Source organism: Chryseobacterium kimseyorum, from assembly GCF_025971945.1.
Lineage (GTDB): Bacteria > Bacteroidota > Bacteroidia > Flavobacteriales > Weeksellaceae > Chryseobacterium > Chryseobacterium kimseyorum.
In genome coordinates, this window is record NZ_JAPDHW010000006.1 from 111,209 (window position 1) to 123,522 (window position 12,314).

The 12,314-nt window shown below is 35.0% G+C and carries 11 protein-coding genes; 6 read left to right on the plus strand and 5 right to left on the minus strand.

The genetic code is table 11. The features are described 5' to 3' along the window. Nucleotides 1-4 precede the first annotated feature (4 nt). Nucleotides 5-829, plus strand: coding sequence for a GLPGLI family protein (locus OMO38_RS10000; RefSeq protein ID WP_264750037.1), 825 nt, complete (start codon nucleotides 5-7; stop codon nucleotides 827-829). Between the two features lie 4 nt (nucleotides 830-833). Beyond that, a complete protein-coding gene (locus OMO38_RS10005; RefSeq protein WP_264750038.1) occupies nucleotides 834-1,733 on the plus strand; it encodes a GLPGLI family protein in 900 nt (299 codons plus the stop codon). A 48-nt stretch (nucleotides 1,734-1,781) separates the two neighbouring features. Here OMO38_RS10005 and OMO38_RS10010 read toward each other — a convergent pair whose 3' ends face one another. The 5 genes from OMO38_RS10010 to OMO38_RS10030 form a co-directional block, all read right to left on the minus strand. Beyond that, entirely contained in the window at nucleotides 1,782-3,638 is a 1,857-nt protein-coding gene (locus OMO38_RS10010) for a M61 family metallopeptidase (RefSeq protein ID WP_264750039.1), read from the minus strand. Between the two features lie 122 nt (nucleotides 3,639-3,760). Beyond that, entirely contained in the window at nucleotides 3,761-5,392 is a 1,632-nt protein-coding gene (locus OMO38_RS10015; protein ID WP_264750040.1) for a M1 family metallopeptidase, read from the minus strand. 142 nt (nucleotides 5,393-5,534) lie between these two features. Beyond that, the gene (locus OMO38_RS10020) at nucleotides 5,535-6,089 is read right to left on the minus strand and encodes a hypothetical protein (RefSeq protein ID WP_264750041.1); all 555 of its coding nucleotides are present in this window, start codon (nucleotides 6,087-6,089) and stop codon (nucleotides 5,535-5,537) included. A gap of 131 nt (nucleotides 6,090-6,220) precedes the next feature. Continuing rightward, complete coding sequence (gene tatC, locus OMO38_RS10025; RefSeq protein ID WP_264750042.1) at nucleotides 6,221-7,048, minus strand: twin-arginine translocase subunit TatC; 828 nt, start codon at nucleotides 7,046-7,048, stop codon at nucleotides 6,221-6,223. A 143-nt stretch (nucleotides 7,049-7,191) separates the two neighbouring features. Next, a complete protein-coding gene (locus OMO38_RS10030; RefSeq protein ID WP_264750043.1) occupies nucleotides 7,192-8,151 on the minus strand; it encodes a KpsF/GutQ family sugar-phosphate isomerase in 960 nt (319 codons plus the stop codon). 156 nt (nucleotides 8,152-8,307) lie between these two features. On the opposite strand from OMO38_RS10030, the gene recQ reads away from it, so the two are divergent. From recQ to OMO38_RS10050, 4 genes are all read left to right on the plus strand, one after another. Further along, entirely contained in the window at nucleotides 8,308-10,512 is a 2,205-nt protein-coding gene (gene recQ / locus OMO38_RS10035) for a DNA helicase RecQ (RefSeq protein WP_264750044.1), read from the plus strand. Between the two features lie 17 nt (nucleotides 10,513-10,529). Next, nucleotides 10,530-10,778 (plus strand): hypothetical protein, encoded by a 249-nt coding sequence (locus OMO38_RS10040; protein ID WP_264750045.1) that lies wholly within the window; start codon nucleotides 10,530-10,532, stop codon nucleotides 10,776-10,778. Next, a complete protein-coding gene (locus tag OMO38_RS10045) occupies nucleotides 10,766-11,089 on the plus strand; it encodes a hypothetical protein (protein ID WP_264750046.1) in 324 nt (107 codons plus the stop codon). Before OMO38_RS10040 ends, OMO38_RS10045 begins: the two co-directional genes overlap by 13 nt. Before the next feature lie 80 nt (nucleotides 11,090-11,169). Next, entirely contained in the window at nucleotides 11,170-12,258 is a 1,089-nt protein-coding gene (locus OMO38_RS10050) for a glycosyltransferase (protein WP_264750047.1), read from the plus strand. Nucleotides 12,259-12,314: the final 56 nt, after the last annotated feature.

The following is a 12,314-nucleotide window of genomic DNA, read 5'->3' on the forward strand; positions in this document are numbered from 1 at the left end:
AAATATGAAATTAGTAACTACTTTTAGCTTTTTGCTCATCGTTATATTCGCCAGCGCACAGAATAAGCGTTTCACATACGACTATCTGTTTATTCCGGACTCTACCAACGTTTCTGATGTGAAAAGTGAATTGATGAATCTTGATGTCACAGATTCCGGTTCAAAATTTTACAGTGCTACCGTTTATCAGTCAGATTCAATTATGAAAGTTGATCTTGATAAGCAGTTGGCTGCAACTGGAATGATCAATGTAAAATCTGATATGCGAAAAGGTTTGATAAGATATTCGGTGAGCAAAAAATATCCGAAATACGAGGTTTTTTTACACAATAGAATTTTAATGGATCTTTATAAGGTTTCAGAAGAGCGGACAATTGACTGGAAAATTACATCAGAAAAATTAAAAATAGGAGAATGGAGCACCCAAAAGGCAGAAGCCGATTTTGGAGGTAGACATTGGTATGCATGGTTTACTACAGATATCCCCATTCAGGATGGACCGTATAAATTTCATGGCCTGCCAGGACTGATTGTAAAACTGGAAGATCAAACTCAGTCACACCGTTTTACTTTGCAGGCAGTTAAAAACTTCAGTTCTGTTCCTGAAGATATTTTTGGTTCTAAGGAAATTTCAGTAAATTCAAAACAGTATAACAAACTGTTGAAGGATAATGAAAATGATCCTACAAAAGGCCTCAAGCAGATGCAAATGGGTGGTGTGACCATGATTATGAAAGATGGACAAAACGCACACATGAAAGATCAGGAAGAGCGTATAAAAGCAAGATTGAAAAAGGATAATAACAGAATAGAACTTATTAAGAAATAATATAATGAGAAAAATTTTTAATCTCAGTTTTCTACTCTTATCAATAGTCGTCTTCTCACAAACCAACCGTTTCTTCTACGACTATAAATTTATTTCAGATTCTACTGACAAATCTGCTTTGACAAGCGAAGTTATGCTGCTGGATATTGATAAAAACGGTTCAAACTATTACAGTCAACAAAAATTTGTGGTAGATTCAACTGCTAAGGCTGATTTGGAAAAGCAGTTGAAATCAAGTCCAAACAATATCAGCATCCACAGGAAAGACAAACCGGGTATGGTTTCTTATAAAGTAACGAAGCAATATCCTGACTTTAAAACCTATCTTTTCACAGGAATTTCCAGCGACAGTTATAAGATTGAAGAAGACCAGAAACCTGAATGGAAAATTCTTCCGGTTAAACAGAAAGTAGGAGAGTACAATGCTCAGAAAGCCACAACCAATTTTGGTGGCAGAGAATGGACTGCATGGTTTTCTACAGATCTTCCATTTCAGGACGGGCCATATAAATTCTACGGACTTCCGGGTTTAATTGTGAAAATTGAAGATAAAACCGGATCACATTCTATGACGCTCGTAGGAAACAAAAATATTCAGACCAGTTTAAATAAAGAAATCGACCTGCCACAGGGAATACAGCTGTACGGAATGGGCGGCAAAGATATTGAAATCAATGAAAAGCAATTTAAGAAAGTCTGGAAATCTCACGTGAATGATCCGACGAAAAATATGCGAGAAATGATGTCTAAAAGTTCAGAAACCAACAAAGTGATTTTTAAAACAAGAACTGCTGACGGCAGAGAAATTTCAGACCCTAATCAGGTTTTCAGAGAAATGGAGAAAAAAGCCAAAGAAGGTTTCAAAAAGAATAACAATCCGATCGAGCCGGATTTGTATCAATAAATAAGTTAAGAAAAAAAAGCGGTGAAAATTTTCACCGCTTTTTCTATGTTATTTCTTACCCGTCAGCCATTGATCCTGAAGTTTCTTTTCAGCTAGCGTTGGATTGGCCTTAAACTGAAGCGTTTCAAGGGTCATCTTATCGAGAACTGCTTTTCCTTTAAGATCGATTTTATCATTTTTATCACCATTTTTTCTGAGAACAGTCACCGTAACGTTTTGCCCATCTTTAATGGTTTTAGAATAATTGATAAATTCCTGTACATTTTGAATATTGATTGTCTTACCGTCAAGCGCTACAACTTCATCCGTAATTTTGAATCCGATACTTTTCGCAAAAGGAGATAATGCAGAACTTTCATCAAATACAAAAGTGTTGTTTTTATCGTTGTAACCAGTCTGGTTCGGATCTTTTACAAACCAGAAGATTGGCGGAGTTTCCTGCTTGTTGATTTCTACACCCACCTGCGCCAAATATTCAGCGTATGGAGTTGGCTGACTTCCTGAGATATACTTATTGTAAAAGTCTTTTATCTGAGGATAACCAGTAACCGTTACCAGTTCGTCAATCAGTTTGTCATCTTTGAAAGGTTTGTTTTCACCAAATCTCTGTGATAATTTTCTGATCATATCACGGTAACCCATTTCTCCGTTTGACAGTTTTCTCAGTTCAATATCAAGGCACATCGTCAAAAGAGTTCCTTTTTCATAGACATTTCTGTACTGATCTTTGTATTCGTCCAGCAAAATATTTTTACTCATCACTGTAAACGGCATCGTATCGTTATAGCTTTTTGAGTTTTTAATTTTGTCGCTCATTCTCTGAAGGAACTGATCTCTAGTAATCAAACCTTCCTGAATCTGGAAAAGATTGGCAAAATATTCGGTTCCACCTTCGTACATCCAAAGATGCTGAGACATTTTAGGATCTGCATAATCGAAATAGTGAATTTCTTCTGAATGCGTTTTCAAAGGATTGACCGTGTGAAAAAATTCGTGAGAAACTACGTCTACAATTGCTTCGTCGATAGCTTCTTTAGGCATCATTTCGTGCAGGACAACACTTGTAGATTCGTGATGTTCCAATGCTCCGAAGCCTTTAATCTGAGGTCCCTCTGTTCCTGCAAGATAAAGCATGATCGCATACTTTTTATTGGTATTCATATCACCCAAAAATTTCTTTTGAGCCACGACCATTTTCTCTAAATTTTCTTTAAAATCTGCTGCTTTGTACTTTCCTGTTGGCGAATAAACTCCTAAAACCAAATCCATTCCTCCAGCATTGAAAGTTATATAATCAGGTTTTGAATACATCAATGGAGAATCGGTCAGTTTTGCATAATTTGCTAAAGTAAAAGTATCTGTAGCTTCAGATTTGTCCTGGTCTACCAAGGCAGTCGTTCCGTAAAAGTCATTGGGCTTTTGGATCGTCAGTTGGTAGGGAACATCCTGCATATTGTCGATATAACCCACAAAGCCATGAGTATTAATCAAATAAATTTTCCCCTGTTCGATATCTGTTCCTGATGGCGAAAATACAGCTTTGTGCTTATCGGTTGTATTCTCCTCATCAAAACTGTCATTTACCAAGTAGGTAACTTTAGTTAAAAACTGTGCGTTTTTTAGAGAGTAAGTATTGTCACCAACTTTCGTGAAAGCTATTTCTTTTCCTTTATTATCTAAAAATTTAATTCCCTCTATAAATCTTCCGTAATCATCCACAGAATATGTTCCCGGAACTGTTTTCGGAAAATGGAATTTAACATCTCCTGATTTCATTTTAGGAAATTCCATGGTAACAGCGATTTTGTCGTCTTTCACATTTACAAGATCGATATTGGCTTTGATAGATTGTGCATGAACAAAAGCTGCAGCAAGAATTCCTAAGCTAAGTGCTATTTTTTTCATTAGGTTTATTTTATAGATAAGTAGTTGACAGAAAATTGAAATTGTTACAGAATCATCAAATTTTATTTAATTTTTTTTAAATAAAAAAGACAAAACCCTGATGAAGCTTTGTCTTTAGTAATTTATTGAACTTTTTTATATTTGACGTAGTAATTCTTATTAAACTCTACAGGAGCGGTGTTTTTAAGTTTTACTTTCTGCCAGGATTCATTAGGCGAAATTGTTTCGTTACCGAATTTAACAGGAAGATTCAGGTTCTTTACCACATCGGTAAAACGGTATTTAAGCTCTGTTCCATTCTGAGAATATTCTAAAACCGGAACTTTGGTAGTTCTTAAATATTGATTGAAAACTGAAGAGAAATCAATTCCTGATTTTTCTGAAATATATTTTTCAATCTGTTCGGTAGTTACCGTTTGATGATAAAAATCTTTGTTCAAACCGCGTAAAATCTGTCTGAATTTTTCATCGTTATTGATCACCTGTCGGATCGTGTGAAGCATACTTGCACCTTTTGGATACATATCTCCGCTCCCTTCATTCCTCACGCCGTATTTTCCGATAATTGGAACGTCGTTGGAAATACTGTTCTGAATTCCCTGAGCATAAATATCCGCAGACTTTTTATCCATATAATTTTCAGTAAAAAGCACTTCAGAATACATGGTAAAACCTTCATGAACCCACATGTCAGCCTGATCTTTGGCTGTGATATTATTGGCAAACCACTCATGACCGCTTTCGTGTACAATGATGTAATCCCAGTTTAATCCGACACCCGTTCCTGAAAAATCGCGACCCAAATAACCATTCATATATTGGTTTCCATAGGCAACATTGCTCTGATGTTCCATTCCTAAGTAAGGAGAATCTACCAGTTTGTAAGAGTCTTCGTAAAACGGATAAGGCCCGAACCAATATTCAAAGGCTTTCAACATTGGCTTAACCTGCTGAAACTGTTTTTTTGCTTTATCTAAATTATAATCAATAACCCAATAGTCGAGATCAAGTTTTCCTTTTTCACCTGCGTAAGAATCTTTAAAATTGACGTACTTGCCAATATTCGGAATAATAGAGTAAGCATTGATAGGATTCTTAACTTCCCAAGTGAAAATGTTTTTTCCGTTTTCTGTTTTTTTATCGGTAAGTCTTCCATTTCCGATTCCTACTAAATCTGATGGTGTTATAATTTTCATTACAATTCCGTTTTCAGGTTCGTCACTCCAGATATCTTTTACAGGCAGCCATATAGATGCACCAATCCCTTCATCTGCAACGCTCATCCAGGGATTTCCCTTTTCGTCATTGGTGAAAACCCAGCCTCCATCCCAAGGTGCATTTTTAGCGATCACAGGATTTCCTGAATAGGTGACGTCGATCGTATATTTTTCGCCTTTTTTGAAATTTTTCTTAGAAGAGATGAAGATAAAGTCTCCATCTTGCTTAAAGCCATTGACTGTAGGGAAACTGCATTCAATTTTGTCTGCTTTCATCGGATTCTGAAGGTCAATCTGGAATACAGGATTGCTCACATCTTTTGAAATTTCAAAACTGATTTTGTTATTTCCTTTGATACTTTTTTGCTCGAAGTTGGGCTCTACAGATAATTCATATTTTTTGACATCCCAAAAATTACGGAATTCAGTATTTGAACCTTTAAGAGTGTCCTGTTTGGTAAACTTTTTATTCTGTTCAAAAAACTGCCCGAAAACCATTCCGGAAGCCAATAAAATCGAATACGAGAGTTTATACATGAGTTGCAAAATTTGATGTCTTCAAAAATATAAAATTTAAAATCAATTGAATAAAAAAGTGTGGAGAAATGCAGAAAGTGAAGAATTTAAATGAATACTTTTAATTTTAAGCTAAAAAAACAATTGTTTAAGTTTACATTCTCTAATTTTTATTTAAAAGAGACAGCGGTATTTTACTTTTACCCTCTTTCTTCAATAATGTTCCATTTTGGTTTTTCCCATTAACGGTATAATTTCCATCTGCAAATCTGCAATCGTGGTTTCCCACATAACCGAACATGCTGTAATGCAGGTAAGCATAGTGATGAAACCCCGATATGGTAAAATAAATTTTATTTTTAGTTTCTACAATAATGCTATCGGACTTTTTAAAATTCTCAAATGGAATATTGGTATTTAAATATTTGTCGGGTTCTGTAATTGTGTAATGTACAGTTGTGTCTGTTATCACTTCATTATTTCGAATTAAATAAAACTTTAATTGATCAATTTCATCTTTTCTAAATTGGCCCAGCATGATGGCTGGTTTTTCTGTAATCGTTGTGATACTATCAAATTCTTTCGAATATTTGATGCCATCTTCTCCCGCACTTTTGTGGCTGGTTTCCATTGACCACCAAAACCATCCTGCAATCAGACCGATAATCAATATCAATACTGCAGAAGCAATTAAACATCCTTTTAAATATTTATTCATTTAAAATATGATGTGCTTTAAATTTAAATAATCTAAAATAGATAATCATAAACAATGAGTAAAATATCCTGAAAACAAAGCGGCGGAAAAATCAAAGATTTTTCCGCCGCCCTTATATTCTTAATGTAAAACTATTTTCGAACTACAAGTGATTGAGCTTCTCTTTTCTGTACTTTTCTGTACGTATAAGCACACATTAAAATACTGAATTCATAAAGGAATAACAGAGGTAATGCTGCCATCATCATACTTAAAACATCGGCTGGAGTTATGATTGCTGCAACCACCATAATTAAAACAATGGCATGTCTGCGGTATTTTTTCATAAACGCAGGATTTAGAATTCCAATTGTCGTTAAAAAGTAAATCAACACCGGGAAAAGGAAAACAACTCCCATTCCTAAAACGACCTGTAAAAACAGAGTAGTGTAGTCACTCAAATCGTAGAGCGGAATGATAATGTCGGAAATTTTAAAGATAACTCCAAAATTGACAGCAAATGGTAAAATTAAAAAGTATCCGCAAAGAACGCCCATCATGAAGAGAATCCAGACAGAATTGATAATGAAAATCGAGTTTTTTCTTTCGTTTGGATGAAGTGCCGGACTGATAAATCTCCATAATTCCCAAACAATGTACGGGAAACCGATGACCAAACCTCCAAAAATGGAAACCGCCATCATTACATTAAACTGCTGATACAGCCTCTGTACACGCACCGGAAATTCTGACGGTAAAGTGATACTGTCTTCACCCAGCACCATTCTAGAAAAATGATTCACCGCCTTGAATGTCGGGAAATCATTTCGCGTAGGCCCGAAGAAAATATGATCCATAATCCAATTGATATTAAAACCGACTATAAAAGCAGCGATAACAATAGCGATAATTGAACGGATAAGATGACCTCTCAGTTCACCAATATGCCCGAAAAAGGACATGTCTTTACCTTCACTCACAGAATATTTTTTAATGTTTTCAAATTTATGAAAAAAAGCGGGGAATTGGATGATTGAAATTTGAGATTCATTGTTTTAATCAATGTTTATCATTTTTTTATTTAAATAAAATCTTAACTCTATTCCTAATCTCAGTCCTGCATCTAATTAATTCCCTCGTCCAGTAATTTATGAATATCTATAATTCCAAAGTACTGTCCGTTGTCTGTAACAATAAGCTGTCCAATATTGTTATCCTTTAAAATCTTCATCGCTTCTTTAGCTAAAGAATCCTTTTCAAGACTTTTGGGATTTGCAGACATAATGTCTTTGGCCAGAATTTTAGAAATATCGTCACCATTCAATAACATTCTTCGCAAATCACCATCTGTGATGACGCCTATGATTTTCTCATTATCGATCACAACAGTAATCCCGTGACTCGATGCACTGATCGAGATAATAACATCTCTGATAGATGATTCTAAAGTTACGTGAGGCTTTTGTGAAGAAACAAACTGCTCAACTCTTGCGGTTAGATTTTTTCCGAGACTTCCACCAGGATGGAATTTCGCAAAATCATTTTCTTTAAAATCATTAAGTTCCATTAATGAAATCGCCAAAGCATCTCCCAAAGCCATCTGTAAAGTTGTAGAGCTTGTAGGCGCCAATTTGTTAGGACAGGCTTCCGTATCAACGTGGGTGTCTAAAATTACGTCAGAATATTCTGCCAGCTTGCTTTTTCTGTTTCCTGTCATTCCGATTAAAGCAGAAGAATAGTCTTTAAGATAGGTAACCAAATTGATGATTTCAGGAGAATTCCCTGAATTTGAAATACACAGCACAACATCCTGCTTCTGAATCACACCCAAATCACCGTGAATCGCTTCTGACGCGTGCAGAAACTGTGAAGGTGTTCCCGTAGAATTTAATGTAGCAACAATTTTATTTCCAACGTGAGCAGATTTTCCGATTCCTACAACGATTAATTTACCTTTAGCGGAGTGAATGATTTCTACTGCCTTCACAAAGTCCTGGTCGATTCTTGTTTTTAATTTTTCTAATTCTGCTATTTCTATGGCTAGCGTGTTCTTAGCGATTGAAATAATGTTTGATGTATCCATTTCCGGTATGATTTCTATCTAAACTAGTCCAAAGTAAAGCTGCAGTTTTAAGGAATTTTTAACGCAGGTTTTATTTTTTATAAATCCGTTTACTTTTATTTTCAGTAAAAAAGTTATAACTTTGGGTTAGATGCAAATTTAGCAATACAAAATTAGATGAGCGCAAAAAAAGCCAATTTATCAGGCGAGTTAAAGAAATACTTCGGATTTTCTACTTTCAAAGGTCAGCAGGAACTCATTATAGAGGAACTGTTGCAGGGCAAAGATATTTTTGTCCTTATGCCGACTGGAGGTGGTAAATCTTTGTGTTACCAACTTCCCGCCCTTATTTCAGAAGGAACTGCAATTGTGGTTTCGCCATTGATTGCTTTAATGAAAAATCAGGTGGATGCCGTAAACGGTCTTTCATCTGAAAATGGAGTAGCCCATGTTCTCAATTCTTCTTTAAACAAAACGCAGACCAAACAGGTCTTTGACGACATAAAAAGCGGAAAAACAAAACTTCTTTATGTAGCTCCTGAATCGCTCATCAAAGAAGATTATCTGGAATTTTTCAGAGATGTGAAAATTTCTTTTGTAGCGATTGACGAGGCGCACTGTATCTCAGAATGGGGACATGATTTCAGACCCGAATACAGAAATTTAAAATCAATCATCGACAAGATTGCCGATGTTCCGGTAATTGCTCTTACGGCAACGGCAACACCAAAAGTTCAGGATGATATTCAGAAGACATTGGGAATGACCGATGCTTTGGTTTTTAAAGAGAGCTTTAACAGAGCAAATCTATATTATGAAGTTCGCCCAAAAGTGAATGTAGATAAAGAAATTGTAAAATTTATCAACAAACACAAAGGTAAATCAGGAATTGTATACTGCTTGAGCCGAAGAAAAGTAGAGGAATTTGCCCAGCTTTTACAGGTCAACGGAGTGAATGCATTACCTTATCACGCAGGTCTAGATCAAAAAGTGAGAGTAACCAATCAGGATAAATTTCTGATGGAGGAAGCTGACGTGATCGTTGCCACAATCGCCTTTGGGATGGGTATTGATAAACCGGATGTCCGTTTTGTCATTCATTATGATTTCCCAAAATCTCTGGAAAGTTATTATCAGGAAACCGGTCGTGCTGGTCGTGATGGTGGTGAAGGTCACTGTCTTGCCTTTTATGATCCAAAAGATATTGAAAAATTAGAAAAATTTTTAGCTCAAAAACCTGTTTCCGAACGTGAAATAGGATTACAGTTATTAAATGAAGTAGTGGGTTATGCCGAAACTTCAATGAGCAGAAGACAGTATATTTTATATTATTTCGGTGAAACTTTTGACCCTGTAAAAGGTGAAGGTGCCAATATGTGTGATAATGCATCAAACCCGCCGAAGCTGAAAGATGCTACCAAAGACTTGAAAAAAGTTTTGGAATTAATAAAAGGGACTCAGGAGAAATTTAAATCAAAAGATCTTATTGCAGTAATTGTCGGAAAAGAAAATTCAGTCACCAAATCTTATAAAATGGAGCAGACTTCATTTTTTGGTTTCGGAAAGGATGAAAAAGATAATTACTGGAAAACAATTTTAAGACAGGCAACTGTTCAGAACTTTTTACAAAAAGATATTGAAACCTATGGTGTCCTGAAAATTTCAGCAAAAGGACATGAAGTTATTGACGGGAAATTCAAAGAGCCGTTTTTAATTGCTGAAGACCGGGAATTTGATCTGTCACAAACCAAAGCAGACAGCGATCAGGTGCAAATGCAGGCGGCAGGAGGACTCGATCAGAATTTATTTGGATTGCTGAAAGAACTGAGAAAAAAGGTTGCGAAAAAACATGGAATACCGCCATATACGGTTTTTATGGATCCGAGTTTGGAAGATATGACCGTTCAGTATCCGATAACCACCGAAGAGATTACAAAAATCTACGGTGTAGGTGAAGGAAAAGCAAAGAAGTACGGGAAAGAATTCGCAGATTTTATTTCTCAATATGTTGAAGACAACAATATAGAGCGTACTCAGGATATGGTATTGAAAAATGTGGCAAACAAATCAAGCCATAAAGTTTTTATTATCCAAAATACCGATAAAAAAATAGATCTTGAAGATATTGCAAGAGCAAAGAATCTTTCGATGAACGATCTGTTGAAGGAAATGGAAAGAATCGTTTATCAGGGAACAAAATTGAATATCGATTATTATATCGAAGAAAATTTTGATGAAGACATGGTAGAGGAATTCATGGAATTTATGACAGAATCTGAAAGCGACAGCATGAAAGTTTTGCTGGATGAGTTTGGAGATGAACTTTCTGACGAAGAAGTAAGAATGCTGAGAATTAAATTTATCAGTGACGTCGCCAATTAATTGTAGAAAATATTGAAATGGAAGATCCAATTACTGAAGCAAAGAAAGAGCTTATTCAATGGATTAAAGATATGGAAGAGCTTGAAGACATTGCCGAACTGATGAAAATAAAGAGCAGTATGACTTCAGACGGAAAAGTTGCCGAAACACAGCCAAAATATGCTGTCGAAGATGATTTTGATGAAAGATTTGCTAAGGGAATGTCTGGCGAAGAATTGATGAGGAGGGTTTATGAACACATCGAATCTCTGCCTTGGAAAAAATAGTAGTTTTTTCAAATAAAGTTGAAATCTATCTGAAAGATTTGGTAGACATTTTATACAAGGAAAACTATTTTGGACTTAAAGAGAATGCAAAATCTTATGTTCAGGAAATTGTTTTTTTTGTAATGAAAAGTGATTTTAAATTCAATGTTAGAAAAACTCCAAACAATCTCAAGAAATTTGGGAGCAAATTCATAAAATATAAAGCCAATAATCATACAACTTGGTACATTTTTTTCGATCAGAAAGGCAATCAGTTTTTAATTAATCATATTTTGAACAATCATTCTCATGAATTTCCTGAATTAATGTAAATTAAAAATTGCTGATTAATATAAATTCTACTATAGAAAAACACTTTTAAACTGGAAGGTTTTCTCAAACCAACTGTATAATGAATAAGAAAATTTCTGTCATATTTATTCTGCCGGATCTTGAAACCGGAGGCGCAGAAAGAATCGTTACCACTATCGCAAACCATCTTTCCAGAGATTTGTTTGAACCTAAGATTTTGCTTCTACGCAAACAGGGCGGTTATCTGAATTTTCTTAAAAGTGATGTGGAAATTATTGACATTGATACTGAAAGAATAAGACATTCGTTAAAGCCTATTTTAAAAGAAATATACAGAAGAAAACCGGATATTGTATTTTCAGGATTTGGAGAAGTGAACGCGTATTTATCTCTATTTGTTAAACTTTTCCCGAAAGTAAAATTTATTGCCAGAGAAACCAATGTTGTTTCTGAGCATGTGACTAAAAAAGAAATTAAATTTTTCTATAATTTCTATAACAACTACCAGCAGATTATTGCGCAAAGCGACGATATGATGCACGATCTGGTGAATAATTTTAAGGTCAACCGCTCAAAGATTATTAAAATAAATAATCCTGTAGACTTTGAATTTATTGATCAGAAACTTATGATTTCCCGTAAGCCTGAAAGTTTTAAATACAATTATAAAAACGTTGTTGCTATAGGAAATCTATCTGCAAGAAAAGGTTTTGACAATCTTTTGAAGGTATTTTCGAGATTAAAAAATGAAAAAATTCTGTTGCATATTTTAGGAGATGGAAAAGACCGTGAGATTCTGCACCAGATGAAAGATTTTTTAGGCTTAAAAAATGTGGTTTTTCACGGACGACAGGAGAATCCGTATGAGTTTTTGAAATATGCAGATTTGTTTATTCTTTCCTCAAGATATGAAGGTTTCCCCAATGTTTTATTGGAGGCAGGAGCCTGTGGAACGTATTCTCTAGCCAACAACTGTCCGGGTGGCATCACTGAAATCATCCAGCACGAAATTAATGGTGAAATTGGCAATATCAATAATCACGAAGATTTTTCGCAAAAAATTATGCACATTCTGCACCAGTCGTATGATCAGGATGCTATTAAAAATTGTATAAAATCGAGGTTTTCCAAGGAGATTATTCTAGATAATTATGAAAAAGTATTGTTGGATTTAATGAAGAAAAAATAGTTTTAAATTTTCTGTAAATTCGCAATTCAATTTATCAAAAATTCAATATTTAATTC

What these genes read in the sequence shown, in the direction of transcription:
- OMO38_RS10005 (WP_264750038.1), top strand. Translation starts at nt 834, where the DNA reads ATGAGAAAAATTTTTAATCTCAGTTTTCTACTCTTATCAATAGTCGTC.
- OMO38_RS10040 (WP_264750045.1), top strand. Translation starts at nt 10,530, where the DNA reads ATGGAAGATCCAATTACTGAAGCAAAGAAAGAGCTTATTCAATGGATT.
- OMO38_RS10015 (WP_264750040.1), bottom strand. Translation starts at nt 5,392, where the DNA reads ATGTATAAACTCTCGTATTCGATTTTATTGGCTTCCGGAATGGTTTTC.
- OMO38_RS10020 (WP_264750041.1), bottom strand. Translation starts at nt 6,089, where the DNA reads ATGAATAAATATTTAAAAGGATGTTTAATTGCTTCTGCAGTATTGATA.
- recQ (WP_264750044.1), top strand. Translation starts at nt 8,308, where the DNA reads ATGAGCGCAAAAAAAGCCAATTTATCAGGCGAGTTAAAGAAATACTTC.
- OMO38_RS10030 (WP_264750043.1), bottom strand. Translation starts at nt 8,151, where the DNA reads ATGGATACATCAAACATTATTTCAATCGCTAAGAACACGCTAGCCATA.
- OMO38_RS10000 (WP_264750037.1), top strand. Translation starts at nt 5, where the DNA reads ATGAAATTAGTAACTACTTTTAGCTTTTTGCTCATCGTTATATTCGCC.
- OMO38_RS10050 (WP_264750047.1), top strand. Translation starts at nt 11,170, where the DNA reads ATGAATAAGAAAATTTCTGTCATATTTATTCTGCCGGATCTTGAAACC.
- OMO38_RS10010 (WP_264750039.1), bottom strand. Translation starts at nt 3,638, where the DNA reads ATGAAAAAAATAGCACTTAGCTTAGGAATTCTTGCTGCAGCTTTTGTT.